This window comes from Sporosarcina psychrophila, from assembly GCF_001590685.1.
In the GTDB taxonomy this organism is placed as follows: domain Bacteria; phylum Bacillota; class Bacilli; order Bacillales_A; family Planococcaceae; genus Sporosarcina; species Sporosarcina psychrophila.
The window spans coordinates 3,991,986-4,015,489 of the sequence record NZ_CP014616.1; the positions used below are offsets into that span (position 1 = coordinate 3,991,986).

General features: G+C 38.1%; 22 protein-coding genes. 6 read left to right on the forward strand and 16 right to left on the reverse strand.

Going from position 1 to position 23,504, the window contains the following annotated elements; translation table 11 throughout:
- Positions 1-218: 218 nt before the first annotated feature.
- The 8 genes from AZE41_RS18710 to AZE41_RS18745 all read right to left on the reverse strand — a co-directional run bounded on the left by AZE41_RS18710 (position 219) and on the right by AZE41_RS18745 (position 9,148).
- Complete coding sequence (locus AZE41_RS18710; RefSeq protein ID WP_156476183.1) at positions 219-1,145, reverse strand: ABC transporter substrate-binding protein; 927 nt, start codon at positions 1,143-1,145, stop codon at positions 219-221.
- Between the two features lie 186 nt (positions 1,146-1,331).
- Positions 1,332-2,915: a helix-turn-helix domain-containing protein gene (locus tag AZE41_RS18715; RefSeq protein WP_067212727.1), complete on the reverse strand. Its 1,584-nt coding sequence runs from the start codon at positions 2,913-2,915 to the stop codon at positions 1,332-1,334.
- Positions 2,916-3,733: 818 nt separating this feature from the next.
- Complete coding sequence (locus tag AZE41_RS18720; RefSeq protein ID WP_067212729.1) at positions 3,734-4,174, reverse strand: cell wall hydrolase; 441 nt, start codon at positions 4,172-4,174, stop codon at positions 3,734-3,736.
- Positions 4,175-4,426: 252 nt separating this feature from the next.
- A complete protein-coding gene (locus tag AZE41_RS18725; protein WP_067212732.1) occupies positions 4,427-4,747 on the reverse strand; it encodes a histidine kinase dimerization/phospho-acceptor domain-containing protein in 321 nt (106 codons plus the stop codon).
- A 27-nt stretch (positions 4,748-4,774) separates the two neighbouring features.
- Positions 4,775-5,824, reverse strand: a complete 1,050-nt coding sequence (locus tag AZE41_RS18730; RefSeq protein ID WP_156476100.1) for a hypothetical protein — start codon at positions 5,822-5,824, stop codon at positions 4,775-4,777.
- Between the two features lie 488 nt (positions 5,825-6,312).
- Entirely contained in the window at positions 6,313-7,323 is a 1,011-nt protein-coding gene (locus AZE41_RS18735) for an ABC transporter substrate-binding protein (protein WP_067212737.1), read from the reverse strand.
- Positions 7,324-7,333: 10 nt separating this feature from the next.
- A complete protein-coding gene (locus AZE41_RS18740) occupies positions 7,334-8,095 on the reverse strand; it encodes an ABC transporter ATP-binding protein (protein WP_067212740.1) in 762 nt (253 codons plus the stop codon).
- A gap of 3 nt (positions 8,096-8,098) precedes the next feature.
- Positions 8,099-9,148 carry a FecCD family ABC transporter permease gene (locus AZE41_RS18745; protein WP_418064832.1) on the reverse strand — a complete coding sequence of 350 codons (1,050 nt, stop codon included), beginning with the start codon at positions 9,146-9,148 and terminating at the stop codon, positions 8,099-8,101.
- 182 nt (positions 9,149-9,330) lie between these two features.
- On the opposite strand from AZE41_RS18745, the gene AZE41_RS18750 reads away from it, so the two are divergent.
- The gene (locus AZE41_RS18750) at positions 9,331-9,603 is read left to right on the forward strand and encodes a hypothetical protein (RefSeq protein ID WP_067212745.1); all 273 of its coding nucleotides are present in this window, start codon (positions 9,331-9,333) and stop codon (positions 9,601-9,603) included.
- Positions 9,604-9,758: 155 nt separating this feature from the next.
- Here the strand turns inward: AZE41_RS18750 and AZE41_RS18755 are convergent, their stop codons facing one another.
- On the reverse strand, positions 9,759-10,355 hold the full coding sequence (locus AZE41_RS18755) for a class I SAM-dependent DNA methyltransferase (protein ID WP_067212747.1): 597 nt from the start codon (positions 10,353-10,355) through the stop codon (positions 9,759-9,761).
- A 286-nt stretch (positions 10,356-10,641) separates the two neighbouring features.
- Here AZE41_RS18755 and AZE41_RS18760 point away from each other — a divergent pair, with 286 nt between their 5' ends.
- Positions 10,642-11,421, forward strand: a complete 780-nt coding sequence (locus AZE41_RS18760; RefSeq protein WP_067212750.1) for an acetoin reductase — start codon at positions 10,642-10,644, stop codon at positions 11,419-11,421.
- A 242-nt stretch (positions 11,422-11,663) separates the two neighbouring features.
- Here AZE41_RS18760 and AZE41_RS18765 read toward each other — a convergent pair whose 3' ends face one another.
- A complete protein-coding gene (locus tag AZE41_RS18765) occupies positions 11,664-12,371 on the reverse strand; it encodes a DNA alkylation repair protein (protein ID WP_067212752.1) in 708 nt (235 codons plus the stop codon).
- 761 nt (positions 12,372-13,132) lie between these two features.
- On the opposite strand from AZE41_RS18765, the gene AZE41_RS18770 reads away from it, so the two are divergent.
- Genes AZE41_RS18770 through AZE41_RS18785 form a run of 4 tightly spaced genes read left to right on the forward strand, consistent with a single transcriptional unit; the run spans position 13,133 to position 16,792 of the window.
- Positions 13,133-14,626 carry an aldehyde dehydrogenase family protein gene (locus tag AZE41_RS18770; RefSeq protein WP_067212755.1) on the forward strand — a complete coding sequence of 498 codons (1,494 nt, stop codon included), beginning with the start codon at positions 13,133-13,135 and terminating at the stop codon, positions 14,624-14,626.
- A gap of 14 nt (positions 14,627-14,640) precedes the next feature.
- Positions 14,641-15,528, forward strand: a complete 888-nt coding sequence (locus tag AZE41_RS18775; protein ID WP_067212758.1) for an NAD(P)-dependent oxidoreductase — start codon at positions 14,641-14,643, stop codon at positions 15,526-15,528.
- A 17-nt stretch (positions 15,529-15,545) separates the two neighbouring features.
- Positions 15,546-16,355 (forward strand): DUF3100 domain-containing protein, encoded by an 810-nt coding sequence (locus AZE41_RS18780; protein ID WP_231885720.1) that lies wholly within the window; start codon positions 15,546-15,548, stop codon positions 16,353-16,355.
- A complete protein-coding gene (locus AZE41_RS18785) occupies positions 16,352-16,792 on the forward strand; it encodes a hypothetical protein (RefSeq protein WP_231885721.1) in 441 nt (146 codons plus the stop codon). Before AZE41_RS18780 ends, AZE41_RS18785 begins: the two co-directional genes overlap by 4 nt.
- 287 nt (positions 16,793-17,079) lie before the next feature.
- On the opposite strand, the gene AZE41_RS18790 is transcribed toward AZE41_RS18785, so the two are convergent.
- The 6 genes from AZE41_RS18790 to AZE41_RS18810 all read right to left on the reverse strand — a co-directional run bounded on the left by AZE41_RS18790 (position 17,080) and on the right by AZE41_RS18810 (position 23,258).
- Positions 17,080-17,262 (reverse strand): hypothetical protein, encoded by a 183-nt coding sequence (locus tag AZE41_RS18790; protein WP_231885722.1) that lies wholly within the window; start codon positions 17,260-17,262, stop codon positions 17,080-17,082.
- A 332-nt stretch (positions 17,263-17,594) separates the two neighbouring features.
- Positions 17,595-19,085, reverse strand: coding sequence for an aldehyde dehydrogenase family protein (locus tag AZE41_RS18795; RefSeq protein WP_067214061.1), 1,491 nt, complete (start codon positions 19,083-19,085; stop codon positions 17,595-17,597).
- 418 nt (positions 19,086-19,503) lie between these two features.
- Positions 19,504-20,811 (reverse strand): fosfomycin efflux MFS transporter AbaF, encoded by a 1,308-nt coding sequence (gene abaF / locus AZE41_RS18800; protein ID WP_067212764.1) that lies wholly within the window; start codon positions 20,809-20,811, stop codon positions 19,504-19,506.
- A gap of 28 nt (positions 20,812-20,839) precedes the next feature.
- Positions 20,840-21,013, reverse strand: a complete 174-nt coding sequence (locus AZE41_RS23390) for an aldehyde dehydrogenase family protein (RefSeq protein ID WP_257722490.1) — start codon at positions 21,011-21,013, stop codon at positions 20,840-20,842.
- A 295-nt stretch (positions 21,014-21,308) separates the two neighbouring features.
- Positions 21,309-22,175, reverse strand: coding sequence for a 4-hydroxy-tetrahydrodipicolinate synthase (dapA, locus tag AZE41_RS18805; RefSeq protein ID WP_067212767.1), 867 nt, complete (start codon positions 22,173-22,175; stop codon positions 21,309-21,311).
- A gap of 507 nt (positions 22,176-22,682) precedes the next feature.
- Entirely contained in the window at positions 22,683-23,258 is a 576-nt protein-coding gene (locus AZE41_RS18810) for a helix-turn-helix domain-containing protein (RefSeq protein WP_067214062.1), read from the reverse strand.
- Positions 23,259-23,504: the final 246 nt, after the last annotated feature.

Consider the following 23,504-nt stretch of genomic DNA (forward strand, 5'->3'; position numbering starts at 1 on the left):
TTAAAGGACTAAATTGGCGCAGCCATGTTTAAAGGCTGCATTCCCATGACTAAATAAACATATAAAAAGACCAGACATTCGTCGATTTGTCTGATCTTCCTTCTATTTTTATATAATTGTAGTGTAGTGAATAGGTACCTGAAATTAATAAAATAGAAGTTGAAACAATTAGCCATAGTGTAAGGGCCATTTGAATAAACTTCTATCCTGGATTATTATTATTTTAATCGTTCTACTACATCATCTAGTAATAAGTTTGCCGCTTTAATACCACCTGCTGTGTTCCAAATTGTTTCATTTACTTCAAATACTTGATTTGTTTTTGAGACATTTAAGCTTTTAAATACTGGATTTTCCAACCATTGGTTAGCCTTTTCATATACATCTGCTTCCGTAACCCAGTAGAACAGTATATCTCCATCCATCGTTTCCATTGCCTCTTCGGAAACAGTTTCCATAAAATTATCTACATCCTGGGATTCTGGGCGACCCACACCCATTTGTTCAAGTAGTACCCCACTAAATGTGTCCTTCTGGTATATGCGGACATCTTTAGCAGAGAATCTTACGACGGATACTTTGATTTCTTCCTTATTGCCTAATGTTTCTTTTGCCTCAGCAACACGATCATCGAATGCTTTCATGACCAGCTCACCTTCAGCTTTTTTATTTAATGTGTCTGCATATAATTCAAAGTTGATCTTCCACTGCCCTGATAAATCCTCAGAAAACACAGTTGGTGCAATTTTACTTAATTGTTCGTATGCTTCTTCATGCCTTACTTTATTGCCAATAATTAAGTCTGGGTCTAATTCAAGAATGGCTTCAAAATTAGACTCGTTTTCAAAACCAAGCTCCTGGACACCAGTCATCTCGTCTTTAATATGATCATACCAAGGCTCTCCAGTCCATGATCTCACTGCACCAACTGGTTTAATTCCTAATGCGAGTAATGCTTCTGTTCCTTCATTCGTTAAGATTACAACACGTTGCGGTGTCCCCTTTACTTCTGTAACACCCATTGCATGCTGAATTTCTCGAACTTCTTCAACTTCTTCAGCTTCTACATCAGCACTTACCGCTGAAGTATCCTTGGCACTATCCGTATTATTCTCCTTATCTCCACAGCCACTAAGTACGAGCATGATTATGGCTAAAATCGAGAATATAAAAATCCTCTTTTCAAATTTACTCTTTATTTCTTTTAACAAACTGATAACCTCCCTAGAAATATGATTGATAATGATAATCAATCTCATTTATAATACTATCAATTTGCCCTTTACTTATCTATAGACAATTTTGCCTTATGGATATGGACAAGTTTGTCCTCACAAGTAACGCTCCTGAAAATACTTCACACATTCATTTATAATATATCTCCTACCAGATGGCCCCCACGGATCCCAAGCAAAACTCTCTGGTATGTAAATATGGTTTTTCTTAACGGCTTGTAATTCCAGCCATAATGGATTTTCAAATAAATCATCTAGTGACTCTTGCTCACTCCAAAGAATAATTATTCTTTCGGGATTAAGTTCAACCATTTCATCTACTGAATAATTTCTACAACTCGAATAGTTTAACCTGTCATCACATTGGAATCCCAAACCTTCATAAATTAAATCACTTATGGGATGGCCCGTCACACCATGGATCAGTATACGATCCTTCAAGATGCGCATAATTGTCCATTTACCATTTCTCGTAATTTTCTTTAATTTATCTTTGGCCATCTGCTCCACTTTACCAATATCCTTTATAACATTTTCCGCTAGTACTTCTCTCCCCACTACTTTCGCAATAAACCTTTGATAATCTTTCCAGTTAAGAAATCTATCAAAATGGATAATTTTCGTATCTGTATGGATAAGAACTTCATTATTATTATCGTTATTATTCCTATCATTTAGTTTCAGAAGAAAATGAGGTTCCATAGTCAATCCATCTTGTAAATCTAATGGAATCTCAGCATTTAATCTTTTGGTCCCCTGCAATTGATTCTCTAAGTATTTGGGAAATCCAGTTTCAGTTGGACATTCTGTTGGAAAACAAGGAGCTGCCACAGGTTTAATCCCAAGAGCAAGTAAGTGATCTTGTAGAAAAAGATCACTAAAAATGGCAATTCTCGGTTCATACTTCTTGCGGTAAATAGTAGGTGATATGCCTTCCGAATTTTTAAATAAACGACTAAAATATAACTCGTCTGCAATTCCAACAGTGCGTGCAACATCTTTAATCGAATAACTGGACGTTTTTAGCATATCTTTTGCTTGTGCTACTCGTAAGTTGCGTAAGTATCCACTTGGCGTTAATCCAGTTTCACGTTTAAAAGCACGGCAAAAGGAACTCTGTGTCATAAATGCTAAACGAGCAAGATCACTAATCGCTAACTGGTCTTCAGAATGCTTAATCATATAATCAATTGTGAGCTTAATTGGGGAATTTTTATTCTTTTCTTGTATTGCTTTGTTTTTAGAAATCACATACAGCAATTCGTAAAGCAATGCCTGTTTCCTTAACCATGATATGTATGGGTCATCACTAACTTTTCCACTAATTTTTTCTAACAAAGATATCACTCTTGCTTGCGCGAAAATTTGTATGCTTATCATGTTAAATGAGTTGCTTTCATCTAGGTTAGATGCAGGTATATTCCTATACTTCAAATAATAAAAGTGGATTTCGTTCATTATCGTAGCGCCAATTTCTATTGTTGCGTTAGAATCCAGCAAAATGCTAGTACCTGATTCAATATGATGTTTTACCCCGTTAATGCTGACTACCGTGCTACCGCGAGTAATATAAAATAATCCATTCGTTTGTACAGTTATCTTCTTTAATGAAAATCCAATTTTAAATGTATGTTTCTTGCATGACACAAAAGATAATGCATGATCATATGTTGTTTTCAAAACCCAGCTCCCCCTTATCTCCGCTGTGTAAGTGATTCATTTTAAAAAGACTATCAGTCAATAATCGATTAGCAATACCTTTTTCGGAACTTCCACTCTACTAGTTTACCTTTGCATACATCATCATTATCCCATAAACTATCATTTACCGTCTAAGCGCATGAGCACTATGCAGGAATCCATAAGGAACCATTTATTCGATTAGCTCATTAAGATGTCACATGGATGTTTCTATGATTGTCTTTCTTCAAGCAACAAAAAACGTTTATACCAAACCGGTTGTATATACATCACTGAAATAAGCGCTTTCACCGCCAAGTATGATTCTTACTATCCAGCGTTCAATACTTTCCTTTTCTATATCCGTTTTCAAAACTGCTTTTGTTCAACGAGTTAAAAATGTGAAATTTTAACTCGGCGAATTTTCACAACGTTTTAATAGCAACATTGTCATTGATTTTCGGGTAGATAGTCATCTTGTTTCTACGGGTTATTATTTTGAAAAACAGTTTTGATTTCCCTTTTCCGTAAAAAAGACAATAAAAATAACACGCTTCATTCAATAACTGAATGGAACGTGTTTTGTTGGCTAGTTATGTTGAACAAATGAATACGGCGTTTGCGCTTTACAAGGGCTTTTGGGAGGCCACTGAAAAAGCCCTTGTACTTGGAAGGGTTTAGGATTCCCATTAATCCCGCTTCGACGCTTTGTGGATGCCTCCCCCCCGAATTAAGAAGCCACTGAAAGTGTTGTATTTGTATTCCCAGAAAGCAAAACTATAATTAAACTCCAGAATTAATAATCTTCATTAGTCAACCTAACCGATATAAACACTTTCACATGTTCCAGCTACTGGTTCATAAAAACAATGTTCTTTAAACTGACCAGTAAAAGGTTGACCGTACCATGTTGGAGGGCATGGACCAGACGGATTAAAATACCAAAGGGCATATTTCCCTGGGTGGTCTCTCCAGTAATCCAATGTCTGTCTTGCTAATCTCTTTTCAACTGGTCTCGCTCTTTCATAAAATAAATTACCTTTTTGAACAGCCTCAAAAGAATAATTTCCTCCTTGCACATGAAAAATGACATCATCAATTGATCTTAAATCTGTAAAGTCCAAGCAATCTGCGACGAGACGATTAACAATTACATTGCCAACGTATAGCATTCCTTGTTTACCTTCACCTTCAGCTTCCGCTCTCATCATCCTTGCCAGTAAGTCGATGTCTGAATCTCGGTATTTCACTCTTGGCATTTTTTCACCCCAAAATATAGTATGAATAAAAGCATACAATGATGTCAGTGTTTATAAATTAAGGATGGCTAAATTGACCAAAATTATAAATATGTAATTTCAGTGAATTGCCGAAATAGTATCATGTACAGCATACCTAAAGTTAATAGCGAAAGGTTCATGGTTGATTTATGACAATTCAATAGTCAAAAAAACTCAAAAAAAAGGCAACCAAATGTTGTCGCGGTTGCCTTTCACTTTATGCATGGGTGCCTAAATTTCCATATAATTATCGAGAACCTTTTGCATATCCAATTCTTCAAAAGTGGAAATTTGCGGTTTAGCTAAAAGTAACAATTCATTTATTATTTCTTCTATCTTTTCAATCTCCAACATAACTACATCAAAATTTTTAGTTGGTGCTTCCTGCTTTCCTAATTGCGTGTACCCTTTAATAGTTGTTAATGAATTTCGTATTTCATGGGCAATACTTGCCGCAAGTTGTCCAACAACATAATGTTGGTCTGTACTTTGTATCATATCTTTAATCTTTGTTCTCTCCGATAAATCCCTAATTTCCACGATGTTATTCATTTGTTTTCATCCCCTTTATAATGTTTATCACACATTTAAAAAAGGAGATTGTTGTGGCGGTTTCCCGGGAGGAGCATGTGCCCATTTAACCATTGCAACCTCATTCAAATGTATCCACTTTCCGCCGCCTGAAGATTTTAGCGTGAACACATCAACGATTCCATAAAAACTTAAATCGCTTTGTCCGCCCATTTCTAAAGTTAAGGAGGCTGTAGGCGAAGGTGCTCCTATAATGATAGGTGGCGGTAGACTCCCCACCTCTGGGCTTGATTTAGTTGAATGATTAGGATTATCAACATTTTTCTTTTCTAACACGTCAGTTTTAGAATTAATAATTGGTTCAATCAAACCATTCCCCTGTTCATGCACTTTTACTTTCTTACCAATCGATTGCCGATTTACAGAAGTTTCTACTATAATAGAATCTACTTCTAGGTTAACCTCGTCATTCATACTACTTTCAATCTCATTATCAAAGTCGATGTCACTATGTTTCTCTAGTTCACTAGTACCGACCTGTTTACTCAATACATCTGTCTCAATTTCAGGCGCTAAAGGCGTAATAGGTTCCCGTTTCTGCACTGGCCTGACATCACGACTACACTCTTTTAGTTTAGTGAAGAATTTTTCACTCCTACTACTGGTTTTTTTATCTTCCTCAAAGATTTCAAGAGGAAGTTCTATAACTTTAGGAACGGTATCCACTGTTTCAGCAGGTTCAATAACCTCATCTTCAGAAACATCGATTGTAGATTTCAGAGTTTCATTAACAAATTCCCCTGTGGTTTCTACGATCGTTTGAACAGAAGAAGTTGTTTTCTCAACTGTTTCATTTATATCCTTAACGACCGGGGTGACGACAGGAACAGTTGGTAATCCATATACGACCGAATTCACTGTGTCATTCACCACATTTGTTACTTCAGAGGTTGTTTTCCCCACAGTACCGGTAACTGTCTTATTTAGTAAATCCCCTGTATTCTTAATTCCAGAAGTAACAGAATTAATTTCTGTTTTTTGCATACCATTCACTGTTTCTTGAAGAACTGTATCAATAGACTCCGTTTTATCTTTCAATACATTATCTACCTTCTTTACGTTGCCAAACAAAATGATTCGTGATTTTCCAACATCCTCACTAATGGAAGCATTCAGATTTTCGCCATGAACAATAGTAGGTACGATTAGGAATAAACTAAAGCAAGTCACACATAAAAGGAATATCTTCCTCAATTGATTCACCCCCATTCTTGTTAATTATTAGAAGTATTATAACATTCACCCATTTTTAGTGCTAGGTATTAATTCAATTTGAATACGAAGGTGGGTTATCTCAATGATGGAAGTGAATATTACTGCGCAGCGCCCACTAGCGATGCGCAGCAATAAATATATGTAAATTCACTTGGATAAACATACAAAAAAACCAAACAATCGTAACTTGTCTGGTCTTCCTTCTATTACTATGCAATTGAAGTAAATTAGTAGAGTAGTTTTTACCTAAATTAAGACACCAGCTTTAAAAATAAGTCTGAAGTATTTTCAAAACTGTCAGCTTTCATATGTTATTTAAACAAGTCTGGATAAATTTCTTTTGCTAATAGTTCCATTCCATCGATCGTGTTATAACCATAGCCAAACATATAATTGTAATCCACTACATAAATCTGCTTATTTTTGATGGCCTTCATACTTGATAATTTCGGGTTTGCATAGATCCCTTCTTTCACTTTTTCAAGGTCTGCGTCATCCCATTCCGGTAAGATTAATACATCTGGATCAGCCTCAATAAGCGTTTCAATACTTACATCAGCAGTCTCCTTCTTGAATATGTTATCTAGCTTGACCATATTAAAGGCATCGTTGAAGAATGTTTCATCGCCTGCTGGATAGACATAAATCTCATTTGGGTCATTTGTATGCAAATAAGCAAATGTTTTATGGTCTTGAATGCTTTCTAATTTTGATGTAATCGATGTTTGTTTGTCTTTAAGCTCTTTTATAAAGCTGTCCGCTTTGTCTTGGACACTAAAAATGTTACCGATGTTTTCAATATCTTTATAAATAGAATCATATGTTCCGCCTGTAACAGATGACTCTATTACGTACGTTTTAATATCCATATTATTGAGTGTATCTACTGTACCTACACCCCAATCCGCATTATCAAATAAGCCGCCTCGACCAAAAACTAAATCTGGATTGGTTCCTAATGTCACCTCTTTGCCGACATATTCATCACTTAGAATAGTTAATTTCAAGTATTCTTCCTCTACTGATTTGTCAGGAGCTCCGAAGTTTGCCCCTACCCCAACGATTTTATCGCCTAAGCCTAAATGCAATAATAATTCCGCTGTTGGACGCGTATTAGCCATGATTCTTTCAGGTGCTGCATCAAATACTTGGTCTTTCTTATCCCAAGTTGTTCCGCCTTCAGCTTTCGTATAGTTTTGAATCGTTAACGGGTAATGCCCTTTCGCTTCGGCTTCCTTTGAAGTACCCTTACTCGAATCTCCACATGCCGTTAATGTTAGAAGTGCAGCTAAACCGATACCAAGCAATAATTTTCTTTTCATGGTGCTCCTCCTATATGCCATATGCAAAACCTAATCCATTTGTAACAGGATTGGTATATGTTTGACATTTAATTTGATATAATGCTTCAACTGTAGTTGGCGTTAAAACCTCTTCTGGTGTTCCATGCGCATAGATTTCTCCATCTTTTATGGCATACAAGTAGTCGCAGTAATGTGCTGCCATTTCTAAATCATGGAGAGCTGCTAATACACCAATGTTCAAATTTTTAACACATGATAAAATTTCAAGCTGATAGCGTATATCTAAGTGGTTTGTCGGTTCATCTAAAACCATGATTTTTGGCTGTTGCGCAATGGTTCTCGCTAAGATAACCCTTTGCTTTTCTCCACCAGACAACGATAAGAAACCACGCTGTTTGTAATCGAGTAAATTTGTTGTTTTCAAAGCTTCCTCCACAATCACATAATCTTCTTGTTTGTCTGACTCCAACATTCTTTTATGTGGTGTTCTGCCTAACATCACCATTTGCTGAACGGACAAATCAAAACTCATTTCATTAAATTGCCCCACTACACCTAATCGCTGTGAAATTTTTTTCTCTGAACTTTTCAGTACATCAACATCATCTAAAAAAACCATTCCTTTTTGAGGAACAAGACTCTTATAGATAGCCTTTAGCAACGTTGATTTTCCACAACCATTTGGTCCAATCAGCCCTACAAATTGTTGTTTTTTCACAAGGATTGAAATGTTTTTCACAATCTCTTTTTTCCCGATAGTAATATCTATTCCCTTTGCAATCAATTCCATTTTCTACCCTCCAAAGTTGTAGCCTCTTTTTACAATCATGTAGATAAATAATGGAGATCCAATAACAGAGGTAATGATTCCGATGGGCAATTCAACATTATGTATTAACGTTCGTGACAAAATATCGGCCCAAATCATGAAAAGTCCTCCTAAAAGCAGCGTTCCAAGCATTAAACGCTTATGATCGGCTCCGAAAATCCCCCTAGTGATATGCGGAATAATTAAACCAACAAAGCCAATCATTCCTGAATAGGCGACCATTGTTCCCGTAACAAGAGCAGTGATGATCATATAAAGTTTTCGGAATGCACTTAAGTTAATGCCTAGTGTAATAGCAGATTCGTCACCTAGCAGCATCGTGTTTAACACGCGATGTTGGAAAAGAAATAGGGCTGATCCAAGCAGAACAACTATGGCTAAAATCGGTGTTTTATCCCAACTAGCTGAAGCTAGACTTCCCATTGACCAAAAAGTAACGGTCTTAATCCCTTCTGCATTATTGGCAAAATAGATAATTAAGCTAGCAAAGGAGCTACACAATGCACCGATTACAACTCCAGATAAAACGAGTTTCACAGATGTTGCTTTACCGCCGATGCTCGATAAAATAAGAACTGCCATTGATGTTATCATCGCACCAACAAAGGCTCCGAATGCCACGCCAAACTGAGACAAAAATGCACTACTTCCAAATCCAACGAGAATTGCAAAAGTTGCACCTAATGATGCGCCCGATGAAATACCAAGTATGTATGGGTCAGCAAGTGGATTTTGCACGACTGCTTGCATAACCGTTCCACATAACGCCAGCCCTATGCCGATAAGCAGTGCGAAAATAACACGTGGCATCCTCACCTGTAAAATAATATTCAAATAGGATTCGCTTTGGACATGATCGAGTGATCCAAGCCTTCCATTTGTTAATGCATGTAATAATATGTCCATAGCCTGCGTGAAAGGAATATTAACTTGTCCAATTGATACTGAAAAGACAGCCGATAGCATAATGATGCCTACGAGAAGAAAAATAAATACATAATAACTTTTGCCCATCCCTATCTTGCTTAGATCCTTTTTCTTCAATATTTCACCTCCGTTACAATCACCCGCTTAACTGATAACGATTATCATTATCAACTGCTTCTGTATTGTAGAACATATTCTGAAGAAAAACAACAACAATTTTATTGAATAACTTGTTAATCTGATTGTTTCATTGGAGACTCGCCTGTTGGTTGGACGCTTTCTTGGATTGGTTGGAGGCTCTTCGGGATTGGTTGGAGACTTCGATTGGTTTGTTGGAGGCTTCCTCGTTCGTTGGACACTTTCCTGAATTGGTTGGACACTTTCACGGGTTGGTTGCACACTTTCCGGGCTTGGTTGGACACTTCGATTGGTTCGTTGGAGACTTCCCCGTTCGTTGGACACTTTCCGGGATTGGTTGCAGACTCTTCGGAGTTGGTTGGACACTTACTGTGCTTGGTTGGACGCTTTCCATGATTTGTTGATGGCCTAGTTGAAGGGTAACTGACGCATGACTGCATTCCGTCAACTCAAGGCTCCGAATAAAAAATAAAAGAGGTATGCAACCATTTGTAGATGGTTACATTCCTCTTTTACTTTATGAAAATTATGTGCCAGTACATCAAGAGAAGACAAGAAATCACTTAATACTACTGGATATAAACATTGAGGCATCTTGATTCATAAAAATACGATTTCCATGATGAAATGTCTTAATTTCAATTGATTTAAATCCAACTTCGGATAATCTATTTTTCAATTCTTCATGCGAAAAACCGTTATGAACTTTCGGATGATATATTTCATCGTTTTTGTCAAAATCAATAATAATTAGCTTGCCATCATTATTTAAAATGTTGAACAATCCTTGTAGAATTTTTTTAGTATCCGGAATATGAAGAAGGACTAGTGACATTAAAACGATGTCTGCCTTAAGTTCAGTAGTTTCTTGAGTGAAATCTGAATAAAGTACTTTTGAGTTGAGGATTCCTTTGTGAGAAATTTTAGCTTTCGCAACCTCCAACATTTGTTTTGATGAATCTACCAGTAAAATAGAATCCACTAAATCTGATAATTCTAAACTAACTAGACCAGTACCACTCCCATAGTCTATTAAAGATTTCGATTTACTATTTCGTAATTCTGGTCTTACTTCCTTAACTAGTATTTTAGCTAATTCAATTCTTTCCTCTGTGTCGTATCTTTTTGCCATCTGTTCAAAAACGTTATTTTCCATATTCTGCTCCCCTATTTAGTACATAATTTAAGCTACATATTCGTCATTATAACAAAAATCAAAATCTAAAGGGACAATTCTCCCTTTCATTGCTCTGAATCATGTTGAAGTAAATACCTAGTCCATGCCTTATATATTAGAGTACATAAATTCACTTCCTACTAACTAAAGAATCCTCTACTGCGAAAAACACTATATTCCATATCGTTTGAGGTTTTAGTTTTTGGGGAATGCAATTGAATGTAGCGTTTTGATGGTTCGTGAAAAAAATAGGGAGGAATTTATAATGGGCAAGAAAAAAGTAGCGGTCATTACAGGTTCAGGTCAAGGTATAGGGAAAGCGTTAGCTGAACGTTTAGCGAATGAAGAATTTTCAATTGTGTTAAGCGATGTTAACGAACAAATTCTAACTGAAACCGAAAAAGAATTTAAAAATAATGGATTTGAAGTTACATCGTTCGTTGGTAACGTAGCCAATCCCGACGATCAAGAAGCACTTGTTCAACATGCGGTTAATACGTTCGGCAGTGTTGATGTATTTATTAACAATGCAGGTGTGGAAGGACAAGTTGCACCGCTTACACATGTTGATCCGAAAGCGGTTGATTTTACGCTTGACGTTAACGTTAAAGGGACGATTTATGGCATTAAAGCAGCAGCAAATCAGATGAAGAAACAAGGGACTGGCGGTAAAATCATTAACGCTTGTTCAATTGCTGGTCAAGAAGGATTCGAAATGTTAGGTGTTTATTCGGCAAGTAAATTTGCGGTTAAAGGGTTGACGCAAGTTGCCGCAAAAGAACTTGCGAAAGATAAAATCACCGTCAATTCTTATTGCCCCGGGATTGTTGGAACAGGTATGTGGGACAGACTAGATGAAAAAATGATGGAACACATGGGGACGAAAAAAGGAGAAGCATTTGCGAAATTCACTGAAGGAATTGCACTTGGTCGTTCACAAACTCCTGAAGATGTAGCTCATCTTGTATCCTTCTTGGCTTCACCAAACTCTAATTACATCACTGGGCAAAACATCTTATCAGATGGTGGTATGGTGTTCAATTAATTCACTATCTCAAGAGATATCGTATAAAAATGAAGATATCCCAATTTTTTAAAAGCCTAATTTCTCATTTAACATCGAGAAATTAGGCTTTTATGATCCTCAAAATAGTGTAAGGTTTCCCCATATTTGTGTGGGTGCCTGTGCAAAAAAACAACAAATAATTCACTTAATTTCATAAAAAAACAATAGAGATTAGATTATCAGACACCTGAAACTTTCAGTACAGCTGCCTGAAATTAATTTCAACATCTTACATGCTTGCGTTTAAAACCAAGCTTTCCTCTATCGACTTCTTTTTGAATGCTTTCGTAAGCATTTAGGAAACTGTTTTTTTTCTTGTCCCGCTTGATTTCTACTATTCCAATCGCCTTTGCGGTCTCGATTGCCTTTTCATGGAGCGGCAAATAGGAAATCCCCACGGTGTATATAAAATTATTCATTGCGGATTTCGTTCGTTCTGGTGAATCATGAATCGTATTTTTTACCATGTCAAGCATATCGGAAATTTTGGTTTCTGAAAACTCAATGTCTAGTCGGTTCCCTAAAAGCCAACAGTAACAACTCCAGCCCGCCGACATTCTCAGCTCTTCACCACTTGCGATCCATTTATCGGCAACTTCTTGTGCAATATCTGACTCTGATAAAGTTACAGCCACTACATAATCAGACAGCATATAAAAATACGCCTCATCGATCCAACGATCATAATCCGCCTCCGTCATGACATTGGGTTCGGCAATAATACCTGCAAAGTACATCGCATCATAGTTCCCTGTGGCATACAGCTCTTCAGCTAAAGGTTGATTCATTTTAATTTTCTTTACGATTGGTTTCATAGCTCCTGTAGCCACGCCAAAAAGCGGCTCATGCGCACCATTGGACATGTACATTTTCTTCATTCGTTCCTTGCCAAGGGCTTCAAGCTCCTGCATAACCAACTCTAAATTCATCGTTTAACACTTCCTTCTCTCTGGAGTTTACCTATCACATATATCACCATTATCTTATAACCACCCGCAGTTTGACAGCAAAACAACCGGATAAGCGCATGAGTGTTATGCAGGAATCCACTTAATGCGTGTTGGCACTTTGTTCTCGAATTGGTGGTAAGATTTCGAACCAGACATTTGCCAATTTGCTTAGTCTGCATTTTTTTATTTTACAATTGTATTGAATTCTCTGGGTAGTGACGCGCGCAGCGTACCTGAAATTGAGAACGTTAAGAACTAAAAGAACAGTAATAGTCGCAAAACGTTTATGTAGTATCATCTATTGTCCAACGAGTTGAGATGAGTGTGAGAAGCGATAAAGAACAGTGTGTCATCATTGGTTTGCCCGATCAATCGATTAAAGAATCTAAATTCGTAATACTTTCATATTAAGGATACTACTCAGTTTCCGCCAACCGCGCACTGCTGAACTCCACGAAAAATCACAATACATAAAACCAGATACTAAAGCGATAAAAGTTAGCCCTCTCCCACATACTTTCTTCTATTCATTTAAGTTTATTATCGAAATAGCGTTCGGCAAAATCAAATAAATTATTTGAACACGAAATATTCCATGGACAACCTGAATACAATTTAGTTATATGTGTTCTAATGGATGGTCCGAATTATAACGCCCACCCTTAAAACATATTCACTTTATTCATCCCTATCAATGATGATTTTCAAAGCAATATCTTATCATAAAAGGAGAGATTTATATGGTATCTGCATACAACAGTAAGGCGAACAATCAAACGTCGAAGGTTCCCGTCTATAAAAACTACATTAATGGAGAGTGGGTGTCCTCCAAGACAAACGAGTTATATGACAGCGTAAATCCAGCAAATAGTGCTGAAGTGCTGGGACGATTCCAAAAGTCCTCTGTTGAAGATGTTCGAGAGGCCATTGCAGTTGCGAAGAAGGCTTTTCAAAAATGGTCGAAAGTGTCCGCCCCAGAACGTGGGGATGTCATCTTTAGATTGATAAATTTATTGGAAGACAATAAAGAAGTGTTAGCGGTTATTATTACAAAAGAAGTTGGTAAAGCAATTCGGGAGTCAAGAGGAGAAGTAACAAAAACAATTCAAGCGATGAAACAATTCAGTGGTGAGGCGACCCGTCTTGCTGGGGAGACTTTACCTTCTTACAATGACAATATTTTTGCCTATACAGTGCGGGAACCTTTGGGTGTAGTAGGAATTATTGCTCCCTATAATTTCCCCCTAGGTATCGGTATTTGGAAAATCGCTCCTGCTATTATTGCTGGCAATACAGTTGTATTCAAACCTGCTAGTACCACCTCACTTATTAGTATAAAAATTATTGAACTACTTGAAAAAGCTGGTGTTCCTGCCGGCGTCGTTAATATGGTCACTGGATCAGGCGCAGTCATTGGAAAAGAATTTGGAGAAAATAAGGAACTAAAAGCAGTTTCATTTACTGGTTCGACAGATGTTGGAGCAGCCCTTGGGAAAGCCGTTGCACAACATGGTGGTAAAATGCAGGCGGAAATGGGCGGGAAAAACCCGGCGATTATTCTTGAAGATGCTGATCTAGACCTTGCCATTGATAGTGTTGTAACAAGCGGTTTTTTCGATAACGGGCAACGTTGTACAGGAACGAGTAGGCTGATTGTACCAAAAATGATTTATCGTCAGGTAGTAGATAGACTTGTAGAAAAGGCCGAATCATTCGTCGTTCAAAATGGAATGAGCGAGGAAGCAACGAATGGCGCAATCATAGATGAAAATCAGTTAAATACTTACTTGAAATATGTACAAACAGCACTAGATGAAGGTGCAACACTGGAAACCGGGGGAAAACGTTTAGTACAAGGTGATTTGAAAAATGGTTTTTTTGTTGCTCCAACTGTATTTAGTAATGTGCATTCAAATATGACAATTGCCAAAGAAGAAATTTTTGGACCTGTGATTGGTGTGTTTGAAGTGGCAAACTATGAAGACGCAATTGCGTTGGCTAATGATACTGAGTTTGGCTTATCTTCAACGATTTACACAAATGATTTAGCGAAAGCATTTCATTTTGTCCGCAATAGTCAATCCGGCGTTACGCATGTCAATCTTCCCTCCACATATTTCGAAAACCATTATCCTTTCGGTGGTAAGAAAGAATCCAGTATTGGACCTAGAGAGCAAGGCAGTACTGCATTGGATTTCTGGACAGATCTTAAAACAGTTTATATGAGACCGTAAAGGAGGAATTCGTAATGAAATTAGGAATGATCGGTTGCGGAGCTATGGGAGCGGGAATGGTGAAAAACTTTTTAAAAAGTGATTACGAGGTTTGGACCTATGATCCTGATCCGATGAAACAACAACAAATGAAGGAGCTAGGAGCAATCCCAGTTACTGTGATAAATATTGTTGCACCTATGTTAGATGTGATTGTTTTATCATTACCACTTTCTAACTTAATAGAAGATACACTTGTCGGGGAAAATGGAATTCTCCACGACTTGAAAAAAGGTGCTTTCATTTTGGACATGAGTACGACGGATGTCGATTCAACAAAACAATTAGCTCAGCAAGCGAAAGATGTAGGTGTTCACTACTTTGATTGTCCGGTGAGTAACGGGCCGTTAGGAGCAGATGCTGGGACATTAACAATCATGGTTGGAGGAGAAAAAGAACATTACAGCGCTATTCTTCCGGTGTTAAAAGCGATTGGGAATGAAATCCGTTATATCGGTTCCGCGGGTTCTGGGCAAGTTGTAAAGTTGTGTAACAATATGATGGTGGCTGGAATTATGGTCTTACTGAGCGAAACTTTACTAACTGGTGTAAAAGCAGGCGTCGATGCGAAAAAGATTGCAGAAGTTATGTCGATCGGTTCAGCCCAAAACAAAGTCCTTTCCGTTTTCGGACCAAATTTAGTCCAGGATACACATCATAACGTAAATTTTTTACTAAGTCACATGGCGAAGGACGTGGGCCTATATCAAAAGCTATCTAAAAGTTCCGAAACACCTGCTTTCTTAAGCTCCATTGTAGAGCAGCTTTTCGAGATTGCTAAGTTACAAGGTAAGGGGAGTTTGGATACGAGTGCAGTGGGTCAAGTCGTCGAGTTACTGGGGAATCATAAGATTACTAACTGACTTGAGGGGGAATTTATGTGTGGAAAGATTGGAAGCTCCATGTAATCGTCCTAGTATTTGTCGTACTAGGTGAAGCAATTGGCACTAAACAGTTCAATCTTGGGCTAGGCACCGTTGCGCTATTCCCCATGTTATACGTGTTAATTTGGGGCGGTATTGTAAGTTGGCCTCGCTTGAAGTTGATGAATGAAGCTCAGATGAAAAATGCTGCAGGAATACTTGGTATCTCTTTCATGTTATTTGTTGCTAAACTTGGAACTATGTTAGGACCCTCACTTCCAAAGATTTTTGATGCGGGTCTATCATTGGCCTTCCAAGAAGTTGGACATATCATTGGAACAATTATCATTGGGCTACCGATAGCTATACTTCTCGGGATGAAACGTGAAGCAATTGGAGCAACCTTTTCAATTGACCGTGAGCCGAATTTAGCCATTATTTCTGAGAAATATGGAGCGGATTCTCCTGAAGGAAGAGGAGCACTTGGCGTATATGTTTGTGGAACTGTTTTCGGTGCCATTTATTTAGCCTTACTAGCAGGATTCCTGGGAAGTCTCGGTATTTTCCATCCAATTTCTCTAGCTATGGGAGCGGGTGTTGGTTCCGGAAGTATGATGGCCGCTGCATCCGGGGCACTTGCTGTAACATTCCCTGAAGCAGCAGATGATATCGTGTTGTTCGCCGCCGCCGCGAACCTTATTACGACCATTCTAGGTACGTATATTTGTGTGTTTTTCTCACTTCCTGTCACAGCCCGTCTTTACGATTGGTTAGAACCCAAAATTGGTCGTAATAAATTGTCAGTTAAACAGGAGGGAGAAAAATGATTCATAAAGCAAAGGTCTTAACTCTTATTGGGTTAATCGCGATTATGGGTAACTGGGTAGGATACGGTGTAAATCCAATTGAAGCCTTGCCGGGGATACTTCTTATTATCCTCGTAACCGTAATTGGTTTGACGCTTAACGCTCACTTACCGATTAAAATGCCAGCAGTTATATGGATATCATTCTTAGCATTAATCGCAACAACCCCCATTTTTCCCGGAAATGAAATGATAGTTGAACAAACAGCAAAGATTAACTTCATGGCACTTGCTACTCCGATTTTAGCATATGCCGGTTTATCATTAGGTAAAGACATTGAAAGCTTTAAGAGATTGGGATGGCGAATCATTATAGTCTCCTTAGTTGTTTACACAGGGACTTTCCTATTCGCTACATTATTCGCAGAAATTGTTTTCAAAATTCAAGGCAGGTTCTAATAGTTTTAATTCAACCATACGTATAAGCTTAAACGGATAAAACCATCCACAATGCCATGCGACCAAGGTCAGCAACATTGTGGACGGTTTTTTACTATCTACGCCGATTGTATAATTAAGCGAGACACCCAAAAAAAATCGGTGTTTGGGCAACAACGAATAGTTCAAATAACTGTATAAAATTCAAAGAAGATTAGATATTGAAGTGAATACCTAATCCATGTCTTATACATATATAATTGTAGTGAATTATTAGGATAGTTTTATGCGCAGATACTTGAAATTAATTAGCTGTTGTTATCTCTTGCTTCTATGAATTCTAAAAACGAATCTTGAAGTTCTCCTTCTGTGTCAATAGAATCTAGTAGTAATTTAGGTTCAAACAAACAATCTTTTAAAGTTGAACTTCCATCAATTACTCCTAGTACGTTTGAAATAGTATCAATCATGGTCTGTTCAATTATCGTCATTAATGTATCTTTATTTTCATCAGTTAAACTATGTCGATCTTTTCAAAAAGCGGGCACACAGTAAAGGTTCAGCCAAAGTTTATTTTGGCTGAACCTTTACTGTATCTCATGTAATTGAAGTGCAATTTTAGAATGAAATTCAGTGCCTGTGCATCAAGAAAAGACAAACAATTTCACCCAATTATTTAAAAATACAAGGTAGTCAAGTAGACACATATAAACCTGATTTCGATTGTATTATTATAAAATCGAACTACATATTCCGAATAATTTCAGCATATGTGCCTGAAATTAAAGGCCGTTTTCACTATACCAATGAAACAATAAAACCGTTATCGTTTAATATTCACAAAGACACTTTTCACTTCTGTGTAATTCGCCAAACCGTAATCTCCGCCCATTTCGCGGCCAATTCCAGATTGTTTGTAGCCACCGAAGGGCATTGTTTCCCATTCAAGACCAAAGTCGTTGATCCAGACAGTTCCTGCTTGCAACTTATTTGCAATGTAATGGCCCGATTTAATATTTTCTGTCCAGACACTTGCTGCCAAACCATATTCGCTATCGTTGGCACGTTGGATTACTTCTTCAATCGTATCGAAAACGAAGACAGCCATGACCGGGCCAAAAATTTCATCGCGCGCAATCTTCATATCATCTTCTACATCTGCAAAAATGGTTGGTTGCACAAAATATCCTTTATCGAACGCTTTTTCTCCGCCCGCCACGAGACGCGCGCCTTCTTTTTTCCCTTGCTCGATGTAGCCAAGAACGGTTTGCTGCTGTTTCGCCGAAACGAGTGGTCCCATTTCCGTCTTTGGGTCCATTCCTGGTCCCAGTTTCAATGCGTTTGCACGTTCTGCTAACGCTTCGACAACTTTCTCATAATGAGAACGGTGAACGAAGACACGCGTACAAGCACTACAGTTTTGCCCGTGATTGTACATCGTACCGTTAAATGCCCCTTCAATTGCTTCTTCTAAGTTCGCATCTTCCAGGATAATAGCTGGTGATTTCCCACCAAGTTCTAATGTAATGCCTTTAATTTGCTCCGCCGCTTTCTTCATGACTTCTTTCCCGACAGCCGTTGACCCTGTAAACGCCACTTTATTTACGTCTTTATGCATGATAATCGCATCTCCAGCAACTCGACCCGCGCCAGGCACGACGTTGACAACGCCATCCGGGAATCCTGCTTCTTTAAACAATTGTGCTGCATAAAGAAGGGAAAGCGGTGTTTCACTCGCTGGCTTAATAACGACCGTACAGCCAACAGCGAGTGCCGATCCAAGCTTCCAAGCAGCCATTGCGAGCGGGAAATTCCATGGAATAATCTGCCCAACGACGCCAACCGGTTCATGGCTTGTATAAGTCAAATAGTTTTGGGAAATAGGTGTTGTTTTCCCAAATAATTTCGTTGCCCATCCTGCATAATATCTAAAGTGCTGAACTGTTCCATCGACATCATCTGCAAGTGCAACAGCATACGGCTTCCCATTATCAAGCGCTTCGAGTTGTGCTAGCTCTTCCCGGTTCTCTTCCAACAAATCAGCAAATTTGTAGATTAGATGAGACCGTTCCGCCGCCTCCATCTTTGTCCAGTCACCTTCATCGAACGCCTTTCTCGCCGCTACGACCGCAACCTCGATATCTTCCGCCTGCGCTTCGCTCACTTGCGCAATCACTTCTTCAGTCGCTGGGTCAATGACGTCGAATGTTTTCCCGTTGATCGCGGGTACGTATTCCCCATTAATGTAAAGACCTTTGACACCTTCTAAAAACGTTTTAACTTTCGGTTTCAAATCGTAGTTTGTTGCTTGCATCATTATCCGCCTCTCCTTCTCAGTTCTTAACTGTTTCTAAGCTCGCTATAAGATCTGTCAATTTTGCATCTTCTTCATTCAACGGAAGACGTGGTAAATGGTATTGTCCACCCTCCAATCTTTTCAATTCCATCGCTCTTTTTGCGATTCGAACATATTTACCAGAGCCCTCAAGGAATTTGAAAAGTGGGAGCAATTTATCATAAAGTGCCCAAGCCTAGTCCGTTTTTTCTTTTTGAACGTGGTTGTATAAGGCAGTTACAAGGCTTGGTGCAATGTTCCCCAATACGAAAATCCAGCCTGTTGCGCCAGAAATGACTCGATTGCAGGGTCTTCAGAACCAGAGAATACTTTGATGAACCTTCGCTTCGCCAATACCGCTACTTAGGTTTCTTCATAGAGTGCTTGTCCATCTGGTTTACTCTGCTTTCTTAAAAGTAAGTGATTTTCCTTTTGTTTCTTTCACTAGCGTTATACTTAAAATGGAAATTATGCTTGCTATTACTATATAAATTGAAATCGGGATAGAGCTATTATATGTTTTCAGGAGATATAATGAAATTAATGGAGCCAATGAGCCTGCTAAAATTGGCGCTACTTGATAGCATAAAGACAAAGCCGTATATCTGATATGGGTAGGAAATAACTCTGTCATTAATGCTGCGTATGGTGCATACGTCATCGATTGAATGAATAAACCAAAAGTAATCGCAGACATGATTAACCAGTCATTCCCTGTATCCATCATTGGAAACCCGATAAATCCCCAAAATGCAGTTAAAATGGCACCTGTCATATAGATCGGCTTACGTCCCCAAACATCACTTAAGTGTCCCATTAGTGGAATAAAGAAAAAGTGAATTGCATGGGCACCAAACATTAATAATAAAATTTGTGAAGTATCTTTATTGACCACAAGTTTTAAATAACTAATGGAGAAAGTTACAACAGTATAGTATAAGATGTTTTCTGCAAAACGAGCTCCAATACCAGCAATAATAGCTTTTTTATGGTATTTAAACACTTCTACAATACCTAATTGTTGTTTTTCTAATTGAGCTTGTTTTTCTTGTGCCTCTTTGAATATAGGGGCATCATCTACACTTTTACGAATCCAAAGACCAATTAGTACTACAACGGCAGAGAACCAAAATGCTACGCGCCAACCCCAGTCCATAAATTGCTCTGGGCTTAAGCCTTTAGATAAGACTAAGAGGATAATTGTTGCTACTAAATTACCCAATGGCACGCCTGCTTGCGGCCAACTTGTCCAATAACCACGTCTATTTTTAGGGCTGTGCTCAGCTACTAAAATAATAGCTCCTCCCCATTCTCCGCCAAAAGCAAAACCTTGAATTAATCGTAAAGTAACGAGTAAGATAGGAGCCCAGTAACCAATACTATTGAATGATGGAATACATCCCATTAAGAAGGTCGTAATTCCAACGATAATTAAACTATATTGTAATAATTTTTTACGCCCAAATTTATCACCATAATGACCAAAAACAATCCCTCCGAGTGGCCTAGCTAAAAAGCCTACCGCATAGAGAGCAAATGCGGCTAGAATGCCGTCAATGGCGTTTCCGGTTTGTTGAAAATATAATTCTCCAAAAACTAGAGCAGACGCGGTACCATATAAGAAAAACTCATACCATTCAGCTACAGATCCAACCATAGATGCAGCAACAACTTTTTTTAGCTGCTTATTATCTGTTTGCGCCATATTTACTCCTCCCAAAAAGTTACTTAGATTATTTTGATTTGACGAATCGAATCACCTTTATTTGTACATATTGTTCAAAACCTTCTATGCCATTGTCTTTGCCAACGAAGCCAGATTGTTTAAAGCCACCAAATGGGATGGTGATATCGCCCTCGCTAAAGTCATTCACAGAAACTATACCAGCTTTAATGGCACAGGCCACGCGTATGTTTTTGATTTAAAAAGAAGCAGCCAAACCGTAAGAGCTGTTATTGGCAAGGGCTTCTTCTTCGTTTTCGAAAGCGTTTACCGATAAAATAGACCAAAGACTTTTAGAGCGTCTTTAGGTGCACCTTCCTCATAAACAAGTTCAATCATACGGAAAGTGCTAAGTAAAATTACTTTAATTTCCCTCTGCGCTCGTAAAACCATCAATTAAGTTGCCTGCCCCTAGTTTGTCTTCTTCGGCGAGGGCAAAGATGTGTCCTCCGGTTACGGTCATTTGTCTCCCCTCCAAATTATTTTTTAAAGAAAGACATGAATTCCCCTTTTTCTTCTTCTGATAAATCAGATAAAGGGAGGCGTACCGTACCGACATTGATTTCACCTTTCAGGCAGCCTAGTTTGGCTTTTTGGTTGTAGTTGCCGGACTCCATTGAATAAATAGCAGGGTAGATGTTGCGCATGATTTGTCGAGCTTTATCCCAGTCACCAGCTTGCGCAGCATTGAACATGGCCACTTGCTCTTCTGGGAACACATTACCTGCACCAGCAATCCAGCTTTTCGCGCCCCAAAAGAAAAAGTCCACGGGTTGATCATCACAACCACAAATTACTTCAAAATTCTCAAATGGAGTTTGTAGCAAACGTAAGGCGCGGCTAAAGTCACCACTGCTTTCTTTGATAGCAACGATGTTCGGATTTTCCGACAAATACACCACCGTGTCGTATTCAATTTCAATGCCGATGCGAGCAGGAAAGTTGTACATGATAATGGGTAAATCAGTTGCCGCTGCCACAGTTTCGTAATGGGCAATCACACCAGTTTGGTCAGGCAGGCTATAAGAGGGAGGTGCTAACATTAAGCCTTCGTAGCCCAAAGATTTGGCTTGTTTGGCACGTGTAACCGCCCCTTCAGTTGATAAATCATTAATACCGGCAATCAAAGTTACTTGACCTTTGGCGACTTCTGCCACGGTTTTTAAAACGGTTTCACGTTCCGCTTCATTCAAGGTGTAATATTCACCAGTAGTGCCACACACCACCAAGCCAGTTACGCCTTTATTGATAAAGGCTTTAGTCAATTGTTTTAAGGTTTCTACATCCAAGCTTTTATCGCTTTTAAAAGGGGTAACCAAAGGAACCAAAATACCTTGAAAATTCATCTTCATTCTCCTCTATTTTTGTATTTTTCTATTTACCTGTTTTCATTCATTTTTAAGATGTTCGCCTAATTGCTACGATGCGACCAGAGAGGAGAGAAACCTTTTGCCACCCCAGCCTTTTTTTTTGCTAATTGTATTTCATCCTAATACGCTTGTCTGTCATTCAAATTGTTCATCACCACCAGCCTTTCTATAATATCTACATCCTTCCAAAATAGTAAATAGCCTTATTTTCGCACAATCTATTTACTATTATTTTTTCACTCACACTTCAATTTATAGCTAAATTTTTTTAATCCTCCCTTTATTTTCACCCCCACTTCAATTAGTAATTAGAGTTTTTAACTACCCTCACTATCAATCTTCTGATAATTGTGACGATAGTTACTCTTCCGTTAATTATAGAGGGATTTTTTTAGTTGTCAATTAATTTTTAGGTTTTCGAATCATAAGAACTACTTTATCAAAAAAACTCGAATATTTTTACTTGAAACATGCCCAGGTTCTTCAATTCATTTCAAAGCCATTTATAATACCGTTGTTGGCAGATGCCATTACAATCAACAGCCTTACCGGTTCTTCAGAGGCGTTAAACCAAGTATGGGGTTGTGTCGAATCAATATGTAAACTGTCTCCCGGATAAAGCAAGTTCTCTTCATCATTCAAGATAACTGTCAACGTCCCTTCCAATACATAGATGAATTCTTGCCCTTTATGTGAATATGGTTTTTTCTGTGTTTCGCCGGGTAACAATGTCGCGATAATTGGTTCGAAAATGGGATTTTGAAAACTTCCTACTAAATTCGTAAAACTAAAGCTCATATCCCGATAATTAAGCTCTTTACGATCTCCATTTCTCGTAATACTTGCACTTTGAGACAGATTCGATTGAAAAAAATGGCTGACATTTACATCGAGTGCTTCTGATATTTTTCTCAAGGACGTCATTGTTACTGAACTTTTTGATCGTTCTACTTGTGAGATAAAGCTAATCGATAGACCACTCCTTTTTGATACATCACTTAACGTCATTTTTTTCATCAGTCTTAACTCTTTAATACTAGCCCCTAACTTATCTTCCATCAATAATTCCTCCAAATCTTTCAAAAAATCAACTTGTCGTATGAATAGACTATCATATTTATGACTGCGATGAATCTTTTTCCAATTACTTTTTCGCGAATCAATTTCATAATTGCCGTTTTTAAAAATGCGTACAGTACCCCCTTGATGACTTTTATTTTTCAAAAAAATTAAAAATCCATTTAATTAAGCTTTTTATAGCGTTTGATGTTTCATTTCTACTTGAATCCTATGCACTGCTAATCT

What these genes read in the sequence shown, in the direction of transcription:
- AZE41_RS18795 (WP_067214061.1), bottom strand. Translation starts at nt 19,085, where the DNA reads ATGCAAGCAACAAACTACGATTTGAAACCGAAAGTTAAAACGTTTTTA.
- AZE41_RS18775 (WP_067212758.1), top strand. Translation starts at nt 14,641, where the DNA reads ATGAAATTAGGAATGATCGGTTGCGGAGCTATGGGAGCGGGAATGGTG.
- AZE41_RS18770 (WP_067212755.1), top strand. Translation starts at nt 13,133, where the DNA reads ATGGTATCTGCATACAACAGTAAGGCGAACAATCAAACGTCGAAGGTT.
- AZE41_RS18725 (WP_067212732.1), bottom strand. Translation starts at nt 4,747, where the DNA reads ATGAATAACATCGTGGAAATTAGGGATTTATCGGAGAGAACAAAGATT.
- AZE41_RS18745 (WP_418064832.1), bottom strand. Translation starts at nt 9,148, where the DNA reads ATGGGCAAAAGTTATTATGTATTTATTTTTCTTCTCGTAGGCATCATT.
- AZE41_RS18720 (WP_067212729.1), bottom strand. Translation starts at nt 4,174, where the DNA reads ATGCCAAGAGTGAAATACCGAGATTCAGACATCGACTTACTGGCAAGG.
- AZE41_RS18785 (WP_231885721.1), top strand. Translation starts at nt 16,352, where the DNA reads ATGATTCATAAAGCAAAGGTCTTAACTCTTATTGGGTTAATCGCGATT.
- abaF (WP_067212764.1), bottom strand. Translation starts at nt 20,811, where the DNA reads ATGGCGCAAACAGATAATAAGCAGCTAAAAAAAGTTGTTGCTGCATCT.
- AZE41_RS18810 (WP_067214062.1), bottom strand. Translation starts at nt 23,258, where the DNA reads ATGGAAGATAAGTTAGGGGCTAGTATTAAAGAGTTAAGACTGATGAAA.
- AZE41_RS18760 (WP_067212750.1), top strand. Translation starts at nt 10,642, where the DNA reads ATGGGCAAGAAAAAAGTAGCGGTCATTACAGGTTCAGGTCAAGGTATA.
- dapA (WP_067212767.1), bottom strand. Translation starts at nt 22,175, where the DNA reads ATGAATTTTCAAGGTATTTTGGTTCCTTTGGTTACCCCTTTTAAAAGC.
- AZE41_RS18710 (WP_156476183.1), bottom strand. Translation starts at nt 1,145, where the DNA reads ATGCTCGTACTTAGTGGCTGTGGAGATAAGGAGAATAATACGGATAGT.
- AZE41_RS18740 (WP_067212740.1), bottom strand. Translation starts at nt 8,095, where the DNA reads ATGGAATTGATTGCAAAGGGAATAGATATTACTATCGGGAAAAAAGAG.
- AZE41_RS18790 (WP_231885722.1), bottom strand. Translation starts at nt 17,262, where the DNA reads ATGACGATAATTGAACAGACCATGATTGATACTATTTCAAACGTACTA.
- AZE41_RS18755 (WP_067212747.1), bottom strand. Translation starts at nt 10,355, where the DNA reads ATGGAAAATAACGTTTTTGAACAGATGGCAAAAAGATACGACACAGAG.
- AZE41_RS18765 (WP_067212752.1), bottom strand. Translation starts at nt 12,371, where the DNA reads ATGAATTTAGAGTTGGTTATGCAGGAGCTTGAAGCCCTTGGCAAGGAA.
- AZE41_RS18735 (WP_067212737.1), bottom strand. Translation starts at nt 7,323, where the DNA reads ATGAAAAGAAAATTATTGCTTGGTATCGGTTTAGCTGCACTTCTAACA.